This window comes from Ensifer sp. 22521, assembly GCF_052044795.1.
Lineage (GTDB): Bacteria > Pseudomonadota > Alphaproteobacteria > Rhizobiales > Rhizobiaceae > Ensifer.
On record NZ_JBQENM010000003.1, the window covers coordinates 17,219 to 37,341 of the forward strand.

Sequence of the window (20,123 nt, forward strand, 5' to 3'; positions counted from 1 at the left end):
GGCGTGACCAACGCTTCGGGCAACGCCCAAGCTTGCCCGAAGGAGAACTCCATGAGTCGCGAAATCCGGCTGAATGCCTTTGACATGAATTGCGTCGGCCATCAGTCGCCGGGGCTCTGGACCCATCCGCGCGACCAGTCCTGGCGCTACAAGGACCTCGACTATTGGGTGCATCTGGCAAAAACGCTCGAGCGCGGCAAGTTCGACGGCCTTTTCATCGCCGATGTGCTCGGCGTCTACGACGTGCTGAACGGCAACGCAGACGCGGCTCTTCGCCATTCGGCCCAGGTTCCGGTCAACGACCCCTTACAACTGGTGCCGACGATGGCCCATGAAACGGAACATCTGGGTTTCGGCCTGACGGCGTCGCTTTCCTTCGAGCATCCCTACACCTTCGCCCGCCGCATCTCGACACTCGATCATCTGACCAAAGGGCGGATCGGCTGGAACATCGTCACCTCCTACCTGAACAGTGGCGCCCTCAATGTCGGCCAGGCGCAGCAGACGCGCCATGACGACCGCTATGATCTCGCAGAGGAATATCTGGAGGTCTGCTACAAGCTCTGGGAAGGCAGCTGGGAGGACGGTGCCGTTGTCCGCGACCGTGCAACCGGCATCTTCACCCATCCCGACAAGGTGCACCCGATCAATCACCGCGGCCGCCACTTCACCGTCCCCGGCATCCACTTGAGCGAGCCTTCGCCGCAGCGTACGCCCGTGCTCTACCAGGCTGGCTCTTCGAGCAGAGGCAAGGACTTCGCCGGGGCTCACGCCGAGTGCATCTTCGTCGCCGCGCCCTCAAAGACCGTATTGAAACGCTATGTCGTCAATGTCCGGGAGGCGGCAGAGCGCGCCGGTCGCAACCCGCGCGAAATCCTTGCCTTCAATCTGCAGACGGTGATCCTCGGCGAAACCGATGCCGAGGCGAAGAAGAAGTTCGACGAGTACCGCAGGCACGTCTCCTATGAGGGCGCACTGGCGCTGATCTCCGGCTGGACGGGCATAGATTTCGGCCAGTTCGCGCCGGACGAACCGCTGCGCCACCGCTACACCAATGCTGTGCAATCGGCCGTCGAGACCTTCACGACCATCGACCCGGATCGCGTGTGGACGGTGCGCGAGATGGCCGACTGGGTCGGCATCGGCGGCTTCGGACCAGTCTTCGTCGGCTCGCCTTCGACGGTCGCCGACCTCATGCAGGAATGGGTCGAGGAGACCGATGTCGACGGCTTCAACCTCGCCTATGCGGTCACGCCCGAGACCTTCGAGGACGCCGTCGACCTGCTGGTACCGGAACTGCAGAAACGCGGCGTCTACAAGACCGACTATCGCCAGGGCACGCTCAGGGAAAAGCTGTTCGGCGCCGGGCCAAGGCTTGCAGCGCCGCATCCGGGCGCCGGCTATCGGGATCTCGGCGGACAGCGACAAGCAATCGCAGCCTCCGCTTAAGGCGGGGCCATCCAATAAACGCCGCCGGGACCTGGTCCAGGCGGCGTTTTTCTTTCAGGCCGAGGCGATCGCGCCTGCGGGGCAGAGCTCAGCTGTAAAGGCTTACCGGCGGGATCCGGCCGTTCAATGCGAAATCGCCGACTTCGCGCGCCTTGTAGGCGACCGGATCGTGCAGCGTGTGAGTGCGGACATTGCGCCAGTAACGATCGAAGCGATAGTGCCCTGCCGTGGCGCGTGCGCCCATCAGCTCGAAGACCTTCGTCGTCACGTCGAGCGAGACCTGGGTCGAGTGCACCTTGGCGGCATAGGCCTCGATCGCCGCTTCACCGCGCGTCTCGGCCGTCACCGACCTCCCCTGCGACAGTGCCGCCTCGACGGTTACCGCCGCCGTATCGGCCAAGGCGACCGACGCCTTCAGGCTCGCCTGCAACTCGCCGATCCGTTCGAGGATGTAGGGATCATCGCCGGCGCGTTCGACACCCGATGTCACCCAGGGACGCGTCGTGCTGCGGACGTAGTCGAGGGCCGCGGCAAGCGCACCTTCCGCCGTGCCGAGGTAGAAATTGACGAAGACGAGCTGGATCAGCGGCGTGTTGAACGTCGCCTGCACCGCTGGCGGATCGGAGGGATCGGCAAGCGGCAGGATGAAATCACGTTCGTAGACCGGGAAATCGCGGAACTCGACGCTGCCGCTGTCCGAGAGGCGCTGGCCGATATTGTCCCAGTCGTCGTTGGTGATGTAACCCGGCCGGTCGGTCGGCACGACGAAATTGGCAATCTTGCCGTCGATCGCGGCGTTGACGTTGATGCGGTCGGAGACATGCGCGCCGGTCGAAAATGTCTTGCGGCCGTTCAGCACATAGTGGCCACCGCGCCGTTCCAGCGTGAGGCCGGGATCGCGCGGGTTGACCGCGGCCCCCCAATAGAGCTGCCGCTCGACGGTCTCCGCCCCAAGCACCCAGGCCTGCTTCGGATCGGCAGCGGCCCAGTAGACATATTGGCTGTTGACGTAGTGATAGCCAAGCAATTGGCCGATCGAGCTTTCGCCGCGCGCGATGATGCGCACCAGCCGAAGCCCGTCGACCCAGCTCAGCCCCGCTCCGCCAATCTCGGGCGAATGCAGTGCCGTCAGCAGCCCGGCCTGGCGTAGAGCCTCTATCTCTTCCCGCGGCGGCGCGCCGACGCGGTCGAGTTCGGCGCCGCGGCGGACAAAATCCGTAGACAGCGTCTCGGCGCGGGCAAACAGCTCCCGCCGTTTTTGATCATGTGCGCTGTTGTCGGCCGCCACCGGCTCTTTGAGGAAATGTACGTTGCTCATCCGCCTCTCCATGGTTGAGGCGAAATAATGCACATATTATATAGATAATAACAGCAATCTAGTTCCACAGCGGCGCGGCCGTTGGAAATGTCCTACCCGCTTCCGCGCCGCCTCAGCCCGCCTCGGCATCGCGCAACGCCACGATCTCGGAGGCGTTGTCATTGGCGGCGAACTGCTCCAGCGTCATGTTGTCGAGGATCGAGGCGATCGCGTCGCGAACATTGCTCATCGACTTGCGCACATGACAGTTGACCGGATCGGCGCAGTCGTCGCAGGCCTCGAAGGCGGTGCGGCTGGCACAGCGGATCGGCGCCAAGGGCCCATCCAGCGTCCGGATGACCTGGCCGATGCGGATGTCGGAGGCTGGTCGAGACAGAGAATAGCCGCCGCCCGGGCCCTTCTTCGAGCGCAGGATGCCGGCATTGCGCAGTTCGAGAAGGATCGCATCCAGGAACTTCTTCGGAATATTGTTCCGCGTGGCGATCTCGGTGATGAAGGCGGTCTCTCCGGGCTCCAGTTGAGCCAGGTCGACAAGGGCCTTGAGCCCGTATTTTCCTTTTTTGGTCAACATGTCACTTCGCTTTCGTGAACAAGAAGGCCGCCACAAATCCGCTCCTCAGGCATTTGCCGGAGGTAACGGGTTGTGACGGCCGCACTCTTTCGCTTAGGATGTCCTACACCCAAACCGCACCATTCTCAAGAAATTACGTAAGTTACTGCATAGATTTAGTGCGCTTTCTTGGCGCTTTCATGGCAGAGATGGCGATTTCTCATAAATGAGCCGTCGGTGGACTGAGGTTCGGTCCGCGGCGCCCGCACCTGCGCACGCGAGCGGTGGCGCCGCTTGCAGGACACCTGACACCCGAGATGCCGGTAGCGGGTGATCAAACCGTGAGATGTCGCCGAGCCTCGGCCGTATCCAACGTCTCTGGCGGCCCCTCGTGCACCACGGCGCCGCGGTCCATGATGTAGACGTGATCGGCGAGTTCCCGGCAGAAATCCAGATATTGCTCGACCAGCAGGATCGCCATTCCGGTCGAATCCCTGAGGTAACGGATCGCGCGGCCGATATCCTTGATGATTGAAGGCTGAATGCCCTCGGTCGGCTCGTCGAGCACCAGGATCTTCGGCCGTGTCACCAGTGCCCGGCCGATCGCCAGTTGCTGCTGTTGCCCGCCGGAGAGGTCGCCTCCGCGGCGCCCAAGCATCGAACGCAGAACCGGAAACAGATTGAAGACGTCTTCCGGTATGGAGCGATCGCCCCGCTTCAGCGGGGCGTAGCCGGTTTCGAGGTTCTCCTTCACCGTTAGCAGCGGAAAAATTTCACGGCCCTGCGGCACGTAGCCGATGCCTTCCTTGGCACGGCGGTAGGGCGCCATACCCGCGAGTGCTACGCCGTTGAAGCCGATCGCGCCGGCGCTGACCGGATGCTGACCGGTAACGGCCCGGAGCAGGCTCGACTTGCCGACACCGTTGCGGCCGAGCACGCAAGTGATCCTGCCCATCTCGGCGGTGATCGATACGTTGCGCAGCGCCTGCGCGGCACCGTAGTGAAGATTGACGTTTTCGACGCTCAGCATGGCGCGCCCTCCTATGACGTTTGCTGGATGGGGCATTACCGGCCGAGATAGTTCTCGATGACCTTCGGGTCGCTGCTGACGAAGTCGATCGAGCCTTCCGCCAGCACTGCACCTTCGGCAAGGCAGGTAACCTTGACCCCCAATTCGCGGATGAAGCCCATGTCGTGCTCGACGACCACCACGGATCGGGTCTTTGCGATCTCCTTGAGCAGAACCGCGGTCTCGGCCGTTTCCGCATCCGTCATCCCGGCGACGGGCTCGTCGACCAGAAGCAGTTCCGGCTCCTGGGCAAGCAGCATGCCGATCTCCAGCCACTGCTTCTGGCCGTGCGAGAGGTTGGCGGCGAGATCGTCGCGACGCGCAGAAAGCCGGACGGTCGCAAGGATTTCCTCGATCCGAGCTTTGTCCGCGGCCGTCAGCTGATAGAACAGCGTCGCGAAGACGCCTCGTCTTCGGTTCAAGGCGAGTTCAATATTGTCCCACGCCGTATGGCTTTCGAAGACCGTCGGCTTCTGGAACTTTCGGCCGATGCCGAGCGAGGCGATCTCAGCCTCGTCCTTCTTCGTCAGGTCGATCCCGCCCTTGAAGAAAACCTGCCCCTCGTCGGGTCGGGTCTTGCCGGTAATGATGTCCATCATCGTCGTCTTGCCGGCCCCGTTTGGGCCGATGATCGCCCGCAGTTCGCCGGGTTCGATGACGAAGGAGAGCGCGTTGAGCGCCTTGAAGCCGTCGAAGGAGACGGAGACGCCATCGAGATAGAGAAGGCTGGTCGGTTTGGTCTGGCCGATCGTCTGGTTCATGTCGCCTACTCCGCCGCAATGGGTTCAACAGCAAGATTGTCCGGCGTTTCGCCCGTCTGCGCCCTACGCTCAGCACGCCGGCGGGCGAAATAGGCGCTGGCCGTTCCGACGACGCCCTTCGGCAGGAACAGGGTGACGAGCACGAAAAGACCGCCGAGGGCGAAGAGCCAGAATTCAGGAAACGCAGCGGTGAAGATGCTCTTGCCGCCGTTAACGAGGATGGCGCCTACGATCGGGCCGATCAGCGTGCCGCGCCCGCCGACCGCCGTCCAGATCACCACCTCGATCGAATTGCCGGGTTCGAATTCGCCGGGATTGATAATGCCGACCTGCGGCACGTAGAGCGCGCCGGCGATGCCCGCCATCATCGCCGAGACGGTGAAGGCGAAGAGCTTGATGTGCTCCACCCGGTATCCGAGGAAGCGGGTGCGGCTTTCCGCGTCGCGCACGGCGACGAGCACCTTGCCGTATTTGGAGCGAACGATCGCCGAGGTGAGGATGAGGCAGAGCGCCAGTATCAGCGCCGAGACCGCGAACAGTGTGGCGCGCGTGCCATCCGCCTGGATGCTGAAGCCGAGGATATCCTTGAAATCAGTCAACCCGTTGTTGCCGCCGAAGCCCATGTCGTTACGGAAGAAGGCGAGCAGCAGCGCATAGGTCATCGCCTGGGTGATGATCGACAGATAGACGCCGTTGACGCGCGAGCGGAAGGCGAACCAGCCGAAGATGAAGGCGAGCAGCCCCGGAACCAGCACCACCATCAGCGCGGCGAACCAGAACATGTCGAAGCCGTACCAGAACCAGGGCAGTTCCTTCCAGTTGAGGAACACCATGAAATCCGGCAGCAGCGGATTGCCGTAGGAGCCGCGCGCGCCAATCTGGCGCATGAGATACATGCCCATGGCATAGCCCCCGAGCGCGAAAAAAGCGGCGTGCCCAAGCGAAAGAATGCCGCAGAAGCCCCAGACAAGATCGAGCGCCAGCGCCAGCAGCGCATAGGTGAGATACTTGCCGAACAGCGAGACCAGATAGGTCGGCACGTGCAGCGGATGGTCGGGCGCGGTCAGAAGGTTGAGCGCGGGTACGGCGATGGCAAGACCGAGGAGGATCGCCACGATGACGAAGATGCTGCGATCCAGCGATTTCATCAGAAACGAGGTGATCATGCTTCGACCGCCCTTCCCTTGAGCGCGAAGAGCCCGCGCGGTTTCTTCTGGATGAACAGGATGATCAACACGAGCACGAGGATCTTGCCGAGCACGGCGCCGGCATAGGGCTCGAGGAACTTGTTGAGGATACCGAGCGAGAAGGCGCCGACGAGCGTGCCCCAGAGGTTGCCGACCCCGCCGAAGACCACGACCATGAAGCTGTCGATGATGTAACCCTGGCCGAGATTGGGCGAGACATTGTCGATCTGCGACAGCGCCACGCCTGCCATGCCGGCGATGCCCGAACCGAGTGCGAAGGTCAGCGCATCGACCCAGGGCGTGCGGATGCCCATGGAGGAAGCCATGCGGCGGTTCTGGGTCACCGCCCGCATCCGCAGGCCCATCGATGTCCGTTTCAACAGGAACAGCAGAGCGGCAAAGACGGCCAGCGCAAAGACGATGATCCACAGCCGGTTCCAGGTGATCGTCAGCCCGCCAAGCTCGAAGGCGCCGGACATCCAGGAGGGGTTGCCGACCTCACGGTTGGTCGGCCCGAAGATCGAGCGCACCGCCTGCTGCAGGATCAGCGACAAGCCCCAGGTGGCAAGCAGGGTTTCCAGCGGGCGGCCATAGAGGAAACGAATGACGCCGCGTTCGATTGCAAGACCAACGGCGCCGGTGACGAGAAAGGCAAGCGGCAAGGCGATCGCCAGCGACCAGTCAAAAAGCGCGGGATAGGAATTGCGCACGACCTCCTGCACCATGAAGGTCGTGTAGGCGCCGAGCATGACCATCTCGCCATGGGCCATGTTGATGATGCCCATGACGCCGAAGGTGATCGCGAGCCCGATCGCCGCCAGCAGCAGAACGGAGCCGAGCGAAAGGCCGTACCAGACATTCTGGCCGGCGCTCCAAAGCGCCTGGGTCTGTTCGATGCGGGCGATCGCCGCCTCGATATCGGGTTTGAGGGAAGCATCGGCAGTGGCCAGCGCGGATGTCAGAACGGCAAGCCCGTTGCGCCCATTGCCCTCGGCAAGGAGTGTTATCGCCTGGTGCTTTTCATCGTCGCCGCGATCCGAGACGAGCAGCGAAACCGCACGTGCCTCGTCGAGAACCTTGCGGACAGTTGCATCCTTTTCGGCCGCGATGGCCGTCTCGATCGCCTCGAGCGCATCGGCATTCGGCGTCTGCAGCATCGACTGCGCCGCCTTCAGTCGCGCGCCGGCGTCATCGCTGAAAAGGGTCAGGCCGCCCAGCGCGCTGCGAACCGCGCGGCGCACGGCATTGTTGACCTTGACCTTCTGCATCGCCGCCTTTGGCGCTTCGCCGGCTTCCATGCCTGTCACGGGATCGACGAGCAACAGGTCCGCGCCTTGCGCCTTGACGAGGAAGACCTTGCCGTCGGACTTGCGCTGGTAGAGTTCCCCCTCGCCCAACGCCTCCAATACGGGAATGACCTTGGCGTCACCGGTCTTGGCGAGCGCCGAGATCCGCTCGTCCATATCCGAAAGTTTCGCGGCGCCGAGTTGGTCGACCAGCGCACCAAGGTCGTCCGCCGCACGCAGACCGACCACATGGGTCGATATCAACAGGCACAGCGCAACAAACAGGATCTGCAGAATTCGGTACATTACCCTCTCGCTCGGGTCTTGCCGTGTCGCGTGGGCGACTGGCGTTTCGGTCGAGGATTTCACGTTAAGATCCCTCCGCCCGGCCGCATCATCGGACGGAGGGATGCTTGCCCCCGGATTTCGTCATGCAAGGATTGGCCGGGCGGACTGCCCGCCCGGTCTATGACTCGGTGATGAAATCAGGAGCCTTTGCCGCCGCACTTGCCGGTGGCGACGTTGAAGTTGCCGCACGACATCGGCGCGCGCCAATCGGAGATCAGGTCCTTGGAGTCCGGCAGGTAGTCGGACCATTCGTCGCCGACGACGAGGCCGGGGGTTTCCCAGACGGTCTCGAACTGGCCGTCGCCCTGGATCTCGCCGATCAGCACCGGCTTGGTAATGTGGTGGTTTGGCATCATCGTCGAATAGCCGCCCGAGAGGTTCGGCACGGAGACGCCGATCATCGCGTCGAGAACGGCGTCGGTATCAGTGGTGCCTGCCTTCTCCACTGCCTTCAGCCACATGTTGAAGCCGATATAATGCGCTTCCATCGGGTCGTTGGTCACGCGCTTGTCGTTCTTGGTATAGGCCTTCCAGGTCTTGATGAACTCGGCATTGGCCGGCGTGTCGACCGACTGGAAATAGTTCCACGCCGCCAGATGCCCGACAAGCGGAGTGGTATCGAGGCCGGCGAGTTCCTCTTCGCCAACCGAGAAGGCGACGACCGGGATATCCTCAGCCTTCACGCCCTGGTTCGCCAGTTCCTTGTAGAAGGGTACGTTGGCATCGCCGTTGATGGTTGAGACGACGGCGGTCTTCTTGCCGGCCGAACCGAACTTCTTGATGTCGGAGACGATCGTCTGCCAATCGGAATGGCCGAAGGGCGTGTAGTTGATCATGATATCCTCGGGTTTCACGCCCTTGGAGATGAGATAGGCCTCGAGGATCTTGTTGGTCGTGCGTGGATAGACATAGTCGGTGCCGGCGAGCACCCAGCGCTCGACGCTTTCGTTCGCCATCAGATAATCGACGGCCGGGATCGCCTGCTGGTTCGGCGCGGCACCGGTATAGAAGACGTTGCGCTGGCTTTCCTCGCCCTCGTACTGGACCGGATAGAAGAGGATCGAATTGAGCTCCTCAAACACCGGCAGGACCGACTTGCGCGACACCGAAGTCCAGCAGCCGAAGACCGCCGAAACCTTGTCGACCGAGACCAGCTCGCGCGCCTTTTCGGCAAAGAGCGGCCAATCGGACGCCGGGTCGACGACGACGGCTTCGAGCTTCTTGCCGAGCAGGCCGCCCTTCTTGTTCTGCTCGTCGATCAGCATCAGCATGGCATCTTTCAGCGTCGTCTCGGAGATCGCCATGGTGCCGGAAAGCGAATGCAGGATGCCGACCTTGATCGTGTCATCGGCGGCGAAGGCGCCGTTGAACGCCGTCGTCGACAGGACGGCAGCCAGGAATGCGCCGGTGACGCTTGCCTTGATATTCATCTGATGGAACCCCTCTCGTTCTGGAGCAACAAGGCCTTCGGTGCTTTTTAGCCGTTGCTTGAGGGGATCATCGGACAGCCACGCTGCACTGCACATACGTCATTCTACGTAGGCGCCGGGGGCAAAGAGGAACGGCCGACGACGGGAAGGCCGAAGCTCACGCACAATTGCGCCGTCATGCTTGACCTTGCCACCGTTGGAAGCTCTAGAACCAGACACGCCAACGGCATCGGACCGCGCAATCGCGTCACGGAATCGACGCGAATCGACTGTCAGCAAGGGCCGGCAACGACAGCAACGGTCGTGCTTGCGCGGGGGGCAGGGTGTTTCAAATCTCGGGGCCGACAGGCATGACGTCTTCATTGCATCCCCATTGGGACTTCGCCCGCGAAATGCGTTCGATCCTGCTTCGCTTCGTCGCTTTCGCCATCCTGCTCGCAAACCTCCTGCTCGGCGGCAACGAGGGCGCAGAATGGATGCACGCGATCGTCGTCGTCAGCTATCTCGCGATCAGCATCGCCTCCGTGGCGACGGCCCGCTACCTGCCTGGCCGTTCGTGGCTGAAGACCTTTTTCGTGGTCCTCGACGCCGTGTTGGTCGCGCTGCTCCTCTACGCGCATATTCTTGCCGGGCCGGTGACGGAAAACCACAATCTGACGACCACGGGCCTGGTCGTCGCCTTTATCCTGCTCGTCCATGTCGGCCTGAAGCTCGAACGTCGGCTCGTTCTCATCTTTTCAAGCATCGTGCTCGTTGCCTGGGTGGCGATGCTCGCAACGACCGCCGCGAGGCATCAGGCCGCCGGCACGCTTTCCCTGCTCGGATCGTTCTTCAACCAGGATCTCGGCCTGACCGTCAGCTTCGGTTTCACTGCCTTTGCCATCTATCTTCTCGCGCGCGATCACGACCGCACCCGCAAGGAAGCGCTAAAAGCGGATCAACGACGCCAGAACCTCTCCCGGTTTTTCTCGCCGCTGGTGGTCTCGGCGCTGCAGGAAAAAGGCGATGCGCTTGGCCTCGAACGCCGAGACGCTGCGATCATGTTCGTCGACCTGCGCGATTTCACCCTGTTTTCCGAGATAGCCCCTGCTCCTGAACTCGCCTTCGTCCTGGCGGAGTATCGTCAGCTCGTCTCGCAGACGATCTTCGAGCATGGCGGCACGGTGGACAAATTCATTGGCGACGGTGTGATGGCCGTCTTCGGCCAGCCGAGGCCCATGGACGACGACGCAGACCGGGCGATGGCCTGCGCGCTTGATCTCGTCGACGCGCTCAACGACTGGAAGAACCACAATGCGCTAAACGGCCAGCCCGCCCTCGATGCCGGCATCGGCCTGCATTACGGTAAGGTGGTCGGCGGCGTGCTGGACAGCGGTTGCCACAGCGAATTCACGGTCATCGGCGATGCGGTCAATGTCGCCCAGCGCCTGGAAAGCCTGTCCAAATCGCTGGACGCGCCACTGGTGGTATCGGCCGCGCTGATGGCGCGCCTCCGGGCCCCCGTTCCGCCCGCCAACTGGCTGGCGCAGAACGACGTCTCGCTACCCGGTCGCAGGCTGCCTGTCGATGTCTGGTATCTGCCCCGCCACGCCGCAGGCATGTCCGCCGCGTCGACGTCCCCCTATGGGAGCGGCACCATGCAAACCGCTCTCAGGAGACCGGTTTTCCAATCAACCGATTCCGACGCCCGCACGGGATAGTCCATGCCTCGTCGCTTACCGGCCACCGAGGCTGAGCCTGAAGCGCGTCGTGAAATCGCCGCCCCACCACATGGGAAAGTTGGTGCCCCATTTGTTGTTATGGATGTTGAAACGGATGCCGGCGGAATAATCGGGCAGATCCTTGCAGAAGGCCATGAACGGCCATGCTTGAGGTGCTACCAGCGGCGTATCGAGGTTCTCGACCATCAGCTCTGCGCCTGCTTCGTGCGTCCCCCGGACGGCCGTGACCGCCTGAAGTTGGGCACCGCCGGCACGGGCGAAATTGTCGGTCGCGTGCCAGAGCCCCATCTTGCGCACGAGCCACTCAGAGCGCCCCTCGGGCGTGAACGACAGGAAGCTTGCTTCCGGCATACGGTTGGCATTCTTGCCGTAGAGCGTCAGCCGGATATCGAGGCCGTCCTTCCCGCCGGAGAATTCAATGGCGATCTCAGCCGGTGCGCCGAATTGCTCGACCGCCTCGGCCGGCATTGCCGCGACGATCGACGTCGCCGTCGTGCCCCGAAGCTTAGGTGAATAGGTTTGCGAACGGGCCTCCGCGACCTGGGCAAGCCCGGGCTTGTCATGATCGAGCACCGCCCAGTCCATCCAATGCGTCAGGTAGGTATCCATGTGACGGCGCACATCGCCGGCATCATAACTTTCGTAGCGATAGGCGATCAGCGAGCCGTTGGCGCCGCGGATCGTTCGACCGTGGGGCGCTGTCAGCGCGGCAACGTCGCCCGTTACCGGATCGAGGTCGATGACCCAGCCGCCAACTTCAAGTCTTGCTGCAGCACTGCCAGGTTCGGGCCGCGGCGAAACGGCAAGCTCGGCAAGCGCCGCTTCGGCGCGCGCGGCATCCTCCGCATCCAGCTCCGCAACGGCCTGGTCGAGATAGGCGCGCTGCTCCGCCCAGGATGCCTCCGTATAGTGGAAACGAGGATCCGTCTTTCGCGCCGCCTCGAAAGCCGGGCGCGCCCAGGCCTTTTCGTCGCGCAGGAAAGATTTGATATCGACGCCGCAGGTGTGTTCGGCAACCAGCGCCAGCTTGCGCCCGAAGGCCTGACGGCTCGCCGTCATCCGCTCCTCAGCGAAGCGACCGTAGAGCCGCTGCAGTGCGAGATAGCGGGAGATCTTTTCCGGATCGGTGCCGCTGCCGTGGATCCAGCTATCGCCGAGTTCCTTTTCCACGACCGGGAAGCGCTCGCGTGCCTCCCACATCAATGCGCCGTAGTCCTCAAGCGTCGCCGCGCGCACGCTGGCGCCGGGCTCGTGCTTCAGGATCTCGCGATAGGCTTCGGCCGTCTGCGACACGCTCTGCGGTCCGATATTGTCGCTCGTATGGGCGAAGCTCAGGCCGTCGGAAATCCCCTCCGGGAAATAAGTCTCGCCATAGGAGCGCTGGTACATGACGACGATTTCCGCGCCATCAGGCGCCCGCCAGCGGTAAACGTCAGGGATTTCCGGCGGCGGCGATGCCGAGTTCACGCCGATGTGCAAGAAGCGTACCCCGGCTTGCGCCAAGAGCGGCACCATGCCGAGCGTATGGCCGGGCACGTCGGTCATCTTGGCGGCGATCGTCTTCAGGCCGAAGCGGCGGTCGAGCTCCTGCGCATAGGAAAGCCCGGTGCGAAAAAGGTCCGGCGACATCAACTCCGTATGCGTCGTGAACGGCAGCGCGTGCCAGCGGATCAGGCCGCGCTCGATCGCCTGCTCCAGCCGCGCGACCTCTTCCTTCGAGCGAGAATTCAGGTGATCCCAGATCAGCCAGGCGCCCGTCGTCCAGACGAACAGCGGCTCGTCCGGGTTCTCATTGTAGAAGTGTGCGCCGGTTTCGATCGCCTGCGGAATGAAGCGCTCGTGATACTGCTTTCGGATCTTCTCGGCGTGATCGGTAAAGCCGATGTCGAGATGGGTCTTGAAGACGACGTGGATGCGTTTTTTGGTCATGTTCGCTACCTTCAGCCGACGGTGCCCCGCACGATCAGGCGGGTGTTGAGTGTCTCGGTAAACGGCTCGGCATCGGGCGCACGAAGCCGCATCAGGATGAGGCGGACGAGCGCACGCACGCGCTCTTCGAGGTCGATGCGCACGGTGGTGAGGTTGTAGCTCTTCCAGTGCGCCTGCGGGATGTCGTCGAAACCGACGACCTTGACGTCCTCAGGCACCGAAAGCCCGAGCTCGTGGCGCAGCGCGTCGATCGCGCCGAAGGCGCCGACGTCATTGGCCGCAAAGATCGCATCGGCGCCCTCGCCGATCCGGAACAGATCAAGCGTCGCCTGGTAGGCGGTGTCATAGGTGTAGTCCCCGGCAAGCAGGATCGGCGCATCCATGCCGCGTTCGGATAACGTTTCTCTGAGCGTGCGCTCGCGCTCGGCATTGGCGAGCGACTGCGCCTTGCCGCCGAGATAGGCGATGCGGCGCGCGCCATAGCCCTGAAGCAGGGCCACCGCCTGTTCGATGCCGTTTTTCTGCCGGACGAGCAGCCGGTCATAGAGTGTGCCGGATGCGGCGCCTGCAAACTGCTTCACGTCGTCGTAGATCACGTAGATCGGCACGGCGCGGTCGAGAAAGCCGCAGAGCACATCGGGCAGGATGTTTTCGGTAAAGGCGATCACCGAATCCGGATTGAAGCCGCGCATATAGGTGAGCAGGCGCGGATCCATGCTGAAATCAGCCTTGGCCTTGAAGAGCAGCGTGGCAAAGCCCTCCGCCTGCAGCGCCGTCGTCAACGCGTCGATCTCCTGGCTCTCCCAGGGACTGCAGACATCAGGCACGATCATGCCGACGAGGTGCGAACGTCCGGTAACCAGCGAACGCGCCGCCATGTCGGGCGTGTAGTTTAACTCGCGCGCCACCTTGAGAATGCGGTCACGTTTTTCCGGCTTCAGCGAGGCGTTCGGGTTGAAGGCCCGGGACACCGCGACACGGGAGACATTGGCCGCGCGCGCCACCTGGTCTGCGGTGGCTCGGGCAGCTTTCTTTTCGGCGCGATCGTTCATCTATCCGTCACAAAATGAAAACGTGTTCACTCACAAAAGAGGACAACTCGCCGATTTCGTCAAGTGGAATAGAAATTCTCCCGACAATCGCAGAAAGAACACCTGGCCTGTGTTGACAAAGATGAAAGCGTGTTCATTCTTGATCGTCGTCGGGACAGCGGACCTGGAGGAGGACCGGACTGTCGCAGCCAGACACATGGGTCCTTGAGAGGATCGACCGGGAGGAGAAAACATGCGTACCAGGTTTCATTCCCTATTGCTCAGCGCAGCCGCGGCCATCGCCTTTGCCGCGCCCGTGAGCGCCACCGAACTCAACATCACCTGCCGCTGCATCATCGGCGGCGTAAACAGCGGCATGGCCGAGTGGATCGAAAAGAAGGTCATTCCGGCCTTTACCGAGAAGATGAAGGCCGAAGGCAAGGACGTCACCGTCAAGCTCACCCAGTTCGGCGGCGAGGACGAGCAGCTGACGCAGCAGCTCGCGCTCGATTTCTCCACCGGCGCCGGCCCTGATGTCTCCGGCTTCGACGGCTTCCTGATCCCGAGCTTCGTCCAGGGCAATCTCCTGAAGTCGCTCGAGGAAGTGGCCGGCCCAGACGTTCCGAAGTGGGAGGGCTGGCAGCATATCTCCGACGGCACCAAGGCGCTGATGAGCTACCAGGGCAAGCCCTATGGCATCGCGCTCGGCACCGACGCCCGCATGATCTTCGTGCGCAAGGACCTCTTCAAATCGGCCGGGCTCGATGCCGACAGCTGGCAGCCGAAGTCTTGGGATGAGTTGCTCGACGCCGCCCGCAAGATCAAGGAGGCGGCCCCCGACAGCTTCCCGTTGCAGCTCAACGCCGGCGTCTCCATGGGCGAGGCGACCACGATGCAGGGCTACTGGATGGCGCTGCTCGGCACCGGCGAACAGGTCACCGACGACAGCGGCAAATATATCGTGTCGAGCCAGGGCATCCTCGACACGCTGAAGCTCTACAAGACCATCTATGTCGACGACAAGCTCGGCGACCAGCGCGCGCAGCTGCTTGCCGACGGCCGCAACCGCACCTTCGCCAATTTCCGCGATGGCAAGACTGCGATGCTCGTCGAGGGCGACTGGTTCTATCGCTCGGTCACAGCACCCGGCGCCGAATTCGCCGTCGCCGATCGCGACAACACCATGACCTGGAAGAAGATGCCCGCCGCAGCACCCGGAAAGGGCTTACGCGGCCAGGATTTCGTCACGATGTCCGGCGGCACCGGCTTCGTCATCAATCCGCATACGGACGCGCCTGTCGAATCCTGGGCGCTGCTCTCGTTCATGAACAGCAAGGAGCAGCTCGACGCGTTCCAGGAAATCCAGCCCGCCATCCGTATCCGCGACGACGTGGCGATCCCGAACTCGCCGTTCCTGACGGAAACGGCAACGACGCTGCTGCCGATCACCACGGCCCGTCCGAACGACGCCAATTACAACAAGGTCTCGACCGAGATCCAGCGCATGACCGAAAGCGTCGTTTCCGGCGAGCTCTCGCCTGAGGACGCGATGGCCCAGTACAAGGCGGCCGTCATCGCCATCGTCGGCGAAGAAAACACCGTCAGCACTCTCTAAAGCCAATGCGGGATGTGGCCGCAACGGGGCCCTCATCCCGCTTCGATCCAACGACAGAGCGCCCGGCTGCCATCCGTGGCCGGGCTCCCGATCCAGGATATGGGCATGAAACGCGCATGAAGAAATTCTCCCTGCTTTCGACGCGCGCCGGCGCGCTTTTCCTGGCACCGGCCACGGCCCTCGTCGGGGTCTTCGTCATCGTTCCCTTCTTCTGGGTGATTTTCGTTTCCTTCACCAACCGCACACTGCTCGGCCGCACGGCCGTCGACCCCGATTTCGTCGGCCTGCAGAACTATTTCGCGCTCTTCAATCCGGCGACCTTCTTTACCCGCGGCCAGTTCGGGTTTTCGCTGATCCTGACGATCCAGTTCGTGCTGCTCTCGGCGCTGATCGGCCAGGCGCTCCTCGGCCTGCTGCTCGCCTGGCTCAGCCAGTCGGTGACGCCCGCACTCAAGTCCTTCCTGCAGACGGCAGTCATTGCCGCCTGGATCCTGCCAGAAGTGGTGATCGGCTTCGCCTGGTTTGCCTTTCTCGACTACGACAACGGCACGCTCAACATGATCCTGCGCGGCCTCGGCCTGCCGCCCGGCGACTGGCTGCTGCAGCAGCCCTTCTGGGTGATCGTGTTCTTCAACACCTGGCGGGGTGCCGCCTTCTCGATGATGCTGTTCAACTCGGCCTTCCAGTCGATCCCGCCGAGCTACTTTCAAGCCGCCGACGTCGCCGGCGCCACCTCCTGGCAGAAGCTGCGTGACATCGCGCTGCCGCTGATCCGCGGCCACGTCGTGACCGATCTGATCCTCATTACCATGTGGACCTTCAACGTTTTCACGCCGTTCCTGCTCACCCATGGCGGTCCGTCCTACCGTACCGAAATCCTCTCGATCTACACCTACCGCATCGCCTTCAAGGACTTCGAGTTCGGCAAGGGGGCCGCCGTCGGCGTCGTCATCATGCTGATCAACCTGGCATTCGCGCTCATCTACCTTCGCCTTGCCCACAAGAAGCCGGTGGAGGCGGAATGATGCGCAAAGCTCCCAACATCTTCGTAAGGCGCACGGTCTTCTCCGCTGCCGCCACCTTCCTCGGCACGGTCTTCGCGCTGCCGCTCGTCTGGTTCATCTTCGCGCCCTTCAATGCGCGGGCCGAACTCGGGCTCGCCATCCCCTCGCCCTTCACGCTCTCGAATTTCGCGACCGTCTTCCAGAACACTTTCGCCATGCAGGCGCTGTTAAACAGCCTCATCCAGGCGGCAGGCGGCGTGGTGCTGGTCGGTGGAGCGGCTACGCTTGCGGCCTATGCGCTGTCGCGCTCGCCGATCCCGGGCAAGGGCGCGGTCACCTATATCCTGCTGCTGTTCTCGTCAGTCGTTTCGGGCTCGGCCGCGATGGTGCCGATCTTCCTGATCATCTCGGCCGCGGGCCTCATCGATACTCATCTCGCCGTCATCCTCGTCTTTGCCGGCGGGCTGCTGCCGACAGCGATGTTCATTCTCAGGGACTTCATCGACGCCATCCCGCGCTCCTATGAGGAGAGCGCGATGGTCGCCGGCGCCTCGCCGCTCCAGGCCTTTTTCGATGTCGCGCTGCCGGTCATTCGGCCCGGCATCGTCGTTGTCGTCGTCTGGGCCTTCGTCAACATCTGGGGCAGCTTCCTCATCCCCTTCATCCTGCTGCGCAGCGACAAGCTGATGCCCGCCTCGGTCGCCATCTACTCGTTCTATTCGGAAGCCGGCACGCCGATTGTCACGCTGCTTGCCGCCTATTCGCTGATCTATTCGCTGCCGGTCATCGCCCTCTATCTCTTCGTGAATTGGAAATTCGGTTTCCGGTTCTTCGGTGGCATCAAGTCGTAATCGGAAACCCGCCATGGCCTCTGTCGAATTCCAGAACATCTCCAAGACCTTCGGCGCTTTCGTCGCGGTTCCCGACATCAGTTTCCAGATCGCCGACGGCGAGTTCATCTGCCTGCTAGGCCCGTCGGGCTGCGGCAAGACGACCAGCCTGCGCATGATCGCCGGCCTCGAAACGCCGTCTTCTGGCCGGGTGATGATTGGCGGCCGCGACGTCACCTATCTGCATCCGAAGGACCGCGGCATTTCCATGGTCTTCCAGGACTATGCGCTCTATCCGCATATGAACATCGCCGACAACATCGCCTATCCCTTGAAGGTGCGCGGCGAGCAGGAAACCAAACGCCACGCCCGCGCCAAGGAGGTGGCCGACGTGCTCAAGATTGGCGACCTTCTGAAGCGGTTGCCGAGCCAGATTTCCGGCGGCCAGCAGCAGCGCACGTCGCTGGCGCGGGCGCTGGTCTATCCAAGCGAGGTCTATCTTTTTGACGAGCCGCTCTCCAATCTCGATGCCAAGCTCCGTCTCGAAGCCCGCGGCTTTCTCAACCATCTGCAGCGCGACATGGGCATGACCGCCGTCTACGTCACCCACGACCAGGCCGAAGCCATGGCGCTCGCAACCCGTATTGCCGTCATGGACAAGGGCCGGATCGTGCAATTCGCCCCGCCGATCGAGATCTATCGCCGGCCGGCAACCACCTTCGTCGCCAATTTCGTCGGCAATCCGCCGATGAATCTTGTTGCCGTCGAGGCATCGATCGGTGAAGGCGCGCTGCATCTGCGCGCCGACGGCCTAAAGCTCTCACCGATCGAATTGAATGACGCCATCGCCAAGGCGGCAAGATCAGGCAAGATGACACTCGGAGTGCGCCCCGAACATCTGCGCATCGCGGGTCCGGGCGACGACAACGTCCTTTCCGGCGAACTCTTCGCCAACGAAAACATGGGGCCGGAGAGCCTCGTCACGCTTGAGCGCGGCGACAACGGCCGCGTCACCGCGCGCATTTTCACCGACGACGAGATCAAGGTCGGGACATCGGTGCATCTCGCCTTCGACGCCAGGCACATCACGCTGTTCGACGACAGCGGTGCACGCATTCCTGCGGCCGATGAGCGCTGAGGCCGCCATGCAGGAATTTTCCGCGAGGATCACCCGCAAGCACCAGGCGGCCGATCCCTATTTCTACGTGCCCTTCGATGTACCCGAGGGCGTGACGCGGATCGACGTGGCGCTGAGCTATCCGAAATCGGAGCAGTGCATCATCGACCTCGGCGCACTTGACCCGCGCGCCACCGACTATCCGACCACCGAGGGCTTTCGCGGCTGGAGTGGCGGCGCACGCGACCGTTTCTTCGTCGCAACGGACGATGCCACCCCCGGCTATATCCATGGCGAGATACCGTCCGGGCGATGGAAGGTCATGCTCGGCCTCTACAAGATCCCCGAAGGCGGCGTCGACGTGTTGGTGACCGCAGACCATGACAGCAGCCGGCGTGCGATCGCGCCGCAGCCGGCGCGACAGTTTCCGGTCCGCAAGGGGGCCGGCTGGTATCGCGGCGACCTTCATTGCCACACGTTCCATTCGGATGCGGCCGGCTCGCCGGAACTGCTGCACGCCGCCGCGCGACACGCGGGGCTCGACTTCCTCGCTGTCGCCGATCACAACACGATCACCCAGCGGCGCTATTTTCACCCACACTCGTCCCCGGAACTCGTCTTCGTGCGCGCCATGGAGGTCACCACCGCCGTCGGCCACGCCAATGTCTTCGGCGTCGACGACTGGATCGATTTCCGCATGACGAGACCCGAGCACGCCCATACGCTCGAACGTCTCGTGCATGAGCGCGGCGGCCTGCTGTCGATCAACCACGACAAGCCGACCATCCCCTGGGATTACGATCTGCCTAAGATCGACTGCATGGAGGTCTGGCAATCCCATTGGCTTGCCTGGAACTGGGTATCGCTGGAGCGCTACCAGCAGCGGCTGGCCTCCGGTCTGAAGATCTCGGCGATCGGCGGCAGCGACTTCCATCAGCCGGCGCGACTGATGCCGGAGGGCCCGCTCGTGCTCGCCCGCCCGACGACGGTGCTCTTTCTCGAAGAACTTTCGGAAGAGGCCGTGCTCGGCGCGATGAAATCCGGCCACTGCTATGTCACCGAAGGCCCAACGGGACCGCATCTGGAACTCACCGCCAACGGCCAGCCCATGGGATCGATCGTCACCGGGCAAGTTGCGGCAGAGGCTTTGGTTCGCGGCGCCAAGGGCGACAAACTCGTATGGCTCGACGCCTCGGGCATTATTGGCGAACAGACAATCGAAGCCGACGACTGGACTGGGCGCTGCACCGGTTCGCCTTCTCTTTTCCTGCGCGCCGAGATCGTTGCTGTCGCGAGCCGGGACGCCATCGTCGCTGCTTTCCGCGAGGCGCTGCCCGGAAATAGCCTGCCGTGGCAACTCTCCAATGACGATCTCGCGCAGCGCGCGGTTCGCCGCGCCATCAGCAATCCAGTTTATTGCAGCCCCGCCTGACCGCCGAGGCCATCAGACCTCAAATGCGCCCGGATCACCGCATTCG

At 62.8% G+C, this 20,123-nt stretch carries 16 protein-coding genes; 7 read left to right on the forward strand and 9 right to left on the reverse strand.

Annotation, left to right across the window (positions count from 1 at the left end; translation table 11 throughout):
- Positions 1-51: 51 nt before the first annotated feature.
- Positions 52-1,449, forward strand: coding sequence for an LLM class flavin-dependent oxidoreductase (locus ACTJKE_RS04235; RefSeq protein ID WP_440635746.1), 1,398 nt, complete (start codon positions 52-54; stop codon positions 1,447-1,449).
- An 88-nt stretch (positions 1,450-1,537) separates the two neighbouring features.
- Here ACTJKE_RS04235 and ACTJKE_RS04240 read toward each other — a convergent pair whose 3' ends face one another.
- The 7 genes from ACTJKE_RS04240 to urtA all read right to left on the reverse strand — a co-directional run bounded on the left by ACTJKE_RS04240 (position 1,538) and on the right by urtA (position 9,398).
- On the reverse strand, positions 1,538-2,767 hold the full coding sequence (locus tag ACTJKE_RS04240; protein ID WP_113512636.1) for an acyl-CoA dehydrogenase family protein: 1,230 nt from the start codon (positions 2,765-2,767) through the stop codon (positions 1,538-1,540).
- Between the two features lie 112 nt (positions 2,768-2,879).
- Entirely contained in the window at positions 2,880-3,338 is a 459-nt protein-coding gene (locus ACTJKE_RS04245) for an RrF2 family transcriptional regulator (protein ID WP_029742909.1), read from the reverse strand.
- Positions 3,339-3,651: 313 nt separating this feature from the next.
- A complete protein-coding gene (urtE, locus tag ACTJKE_RS04250) occupies positions 3,652-4,347 on the reverse strand; it encodes an urea ABC transporter ATP-binding subunit UrtE (RefSeq protein WP_057251746.1) in 696 nt (231 codons plus the stop codon).
- Between the two features lie 35 nt (positions 4,348-4,382).
- Complete coding sequence (gene urtD / locus ACTJKE_RS04255; protein WP_440691228.1) at positions 4,383-5,147, reverse strand: urea ABC transporter ATP-binding protein UrtD; 765 nt, start codon at positions 5,145-5,147, stop codon at positions 4,383-4,385.
- Positions 5,148-5,152: 5 nt separating this feature from the next.
- Positions 5,153-6,313, reverse strand: coding sequence for an urea ABC transporter permease subunit UrtC (gene urtC / locus ACTJKE_RS04260; RefSeq protein ID WP_058329825.1), 1,161 nt, complete (start codon positions 6,311-6,313; stop codon positions 5,153-5,155).
- Positions 6,310-7,926, reverse strand: a complete 1,617-nt coding sequence (gene urtB, locus ACTJKE_RS04265; protein ID WP_440635742.1) for an urea ABC transporter permease subunit UrtB — start codon at positions 7,924-7,926, stop codon at positions 6,310-6,312. The genes urtC and urtB overlap by 4 nt, the downstream gene beginning before the upstream one ends.
- 179 nt (positions 7,927-8,105) lie before the next feature.
- Complete coding sequence (gene urtA / locus ACTJKE_RS04270) at positions 8,106-9,398, reverse strand: urea ABC transporter substrate-binding protein (protein ID WP_057251750.1); 1,293 nt, start codon at positions 9,396-9,398, stop codon at positions 8,106-8,108.
- A gap of 350 nt (positions 9,399-9,748) precedes the next feature.
- Between urtA and ACTJKE_RS04275 the strand changes: the two genes are divergently transcribed.
- Positions 9,749-11,098, forward strand: coding sequence for an adenylate/guanylate cyclase domain-containing protein (locus ACTJKE_RS04275; RefSeq protein ID WP_113512642.1), 1,350 nt, complete (start codon positions 9,749-9,751; stop codon positions 11,096-11,098).
- Between the two features lie 15 nt (positions 11,099-11,113).
- Here ACTJKE_RS04275 and ACTJKE_RS04280 read toward each other — a convergent pair whose 3' ends face one another.
- Positions 11,114-13,048 carry a DUF5054 domain-containing protein gene (locus ACTJKE_RS04280; RefSeq protein WP_440691231.1) on the reverse strand — a complete coding sequence of 645 codons (1,935 nt, stop codon included), beginning with the start codon at positions 13,046-13,048 and terminating at the stop codon, positions 11,114-11,116.
- An 11-nt stretch (positions 13,049-13,059) separates the two neighbouring features.
- A complete protein-coding gene (locus tag ACTJKE_RS04285; RefSeq protein WP_058329821.1) occupies positions 13,060-14,100 on the reverse strand; it encodes a LacI family DNA-binding transcriptional regulator in 1,041 nt (346 codons plus the stop codon).
- A 232-nt stretch (positions 14,101-14,332) separates the two neighbouring features.
- Between ACTJKE_RS04285 and ACTJKE_RS04290 the strand changes: the two genes are divergently transcribed.
- The 5 genes from ACTJKE_RS04290 to ACTJKE_RS04310 all read left to right on the forward strand — a co-directional run bounded on the left by ACTJKE_RS04290 (position 14,333) and on the right by ACTJKE_RS04310 (position 20,077).
- A complete protein-coding gene (locus tag ACTJKE_RS04290; protein WP_058329820.1) occupies positions 14,333-15,694 on the forward strand; it encodes an extracellular solute-binding protein in 1,362 nt (453 codons plus the stop codon).
- A 116-nt stretch (positions 15,695-15,810) separates the two neighbouring features.
- Entirely contained in the window at positions 15,811-16,719 is a 909-nt protein-coding gene (locus tag ACTJKE_RS04295; protein WP_440635736.1) for a carbohydrate ABC transporter permease, read from the forward strand.
- Positions 16,719-17,549 (forward strand): carbohydrate ABC transporter permease, encoded by an 831-nt coding sequence (locus ACTJKE_RS04300; RefSeq protein WP_058329818.1) that lies wholly within the window; start codon positions 16,719-16,721, stop codon positions 17,547-17,549. The genes ACTJKE_RS04295 and ACTJKE_RS04300 overlap by 1 nt, the downstream gene beginning before the upstream one ends.
- A 13-nt stretch (positions 17,550-17,562) precedes the next feature.
- Positions 17,563-18,666 (forward strand): ABC transporter ATP-binding protein, encoded by a 1,104-nt coding sequence (locus ACTJKE_RS04305; RefSeq protein ID WP_113512646.1) that lies wholly within the window; start codon positions 17,563-17,565, stop codon positions 18,664-18,666.
- A gap of 7 nt (positions 18,667-18,673) precedes the next feature.
- Positions 18,674-20,077: a CehA/McbA family metallohydrolase gene (locus ACTJKE_RS04310; protein ID WP_058329816.1), complete on the forward strand. Its 1,404-nt coding sequence runs from the start codon at positions 18,674-18,676 to the stop codon at positions 20,075-20,077.
- Positions 20,078-20,123: the final 46 nt, after the last annotated feature.

Excerpts from the sequence above, each read along its gene's own strand:
- ACTJKE_RS04235 (WP_440635746.1), top strand. The coding sequence starts at position 52 with ATGAGTCGCGAAATCCGGCTGAATGCCTTTGACATGAATTGCGTCGGC.
- ACTJKE_RS04240 (WP_113512636.1), bottom strand. The coding sequence starts at position 2,767 with ATGAGCAACGTACATTTCCTCAAAGAGCCGGTGGCGGCCGACAACAGC.
- ACTJKE_RS04245 (WP_029742909.1), bottom strand. The coding sequence starts at position 3,338 with ATGTTGACCAAAAAAGGAAAATACGGGCTCAAGGCCCTTGTCGACCTG.
- urtE (WP_057251746.1), bottom strand. The coding sequence starts at position 4,347 with ATGCTGAGCGTCGAAAACGTCAATCTTCACTACGGTGCCGCGCAGGCG.
- urtD (WP_440691228.1), bottom strand. The coding sequence starts at position 5,147 with ATGAACCAGACGATCGGCCAGACCAAACCGACCAGCCTTCTCTATCTC.
- urtC (WP_058329825.1), bottom strand. The coding sequence starts at position 6,313 with ATGATCACCTCGTTTCTGATGAAATCGCTGGATCGCAGCATCTTCGTC.
- urtB (WP_440635742.1), bottom strand. The coding sequence starts at position 7,926 with ATGTACCGAATTCTGCAGATCCTGTTTGTTGCGCTGTGCCTGTTGATA.
- urtA (WP_057251750.1), bottom strand. The coding sequence starts at position 9,398 with ATGAATATCAAGGCAAGCGTCACCGGCGCATTCCTGGCTGCCGTCCTG.
- ACTJKE_RS04275 (WP_113512642.1), top strand. The coding sequence starts at position 9,749 with ATGACGTCTTCATTGCATCCCCATTGGGACTTCGCCCGCGAAATGCGT.
- ACTJKE_RS04280 (WP_440691231.1), bottom strand. The coding sequence starts at position 13,048 with ATGACCAAAAAACGCATCCACGTCGTCTTCAAGACCCATCTCGACATC.
- ACTJKE_RS04285 (WP_058329821.1), bottom strand. The coding sequence starts at position 14,100 with ATGAACGATCGCGCCGAAAAGAAAGCTGCCCGAGCCACCGCAGACCAG.
- ACTJKE_RS04290 (WP_058329820.1), top strand. The coding sequence starts at position 14,333 with ATGCGTACCAGGTTTCATTCCCTATTGCTCAGCGCAGCCGCGGCCATC.
- ACTJKE_RS04295 (WP_440635736.1), top strand. The coding sequence starts at position 15,811 with ATGAAGAAATTCTCCCTGCTTTCGACGCGCGCCGGCGCGCTTTTCCTG.
- ACTJKE_RS04300 (WP_058329818.1), top strand. The coding sequence starts at position 16,719 with ATGCGCAAAGCTCCCAACATCTTCGTAAGGCGCACGGTCTTCTCCGCT.
- ACTJKE_RS04305 (WP_113512646.1), top strand. The coding sequence starts at position 17,563 with ATGGCCTCTGTCGAATTCCAGAACATCTCCAAGACCTTCGGCGCTTTC.
- ACTJKE_RS04310 (WP_058329816.1), top strand. The coding sequence starts at position 18,674 with ATGCAGGAATTTTCCGCGAGGATCACCCGCAAGCACCAGGCGGCCGAT.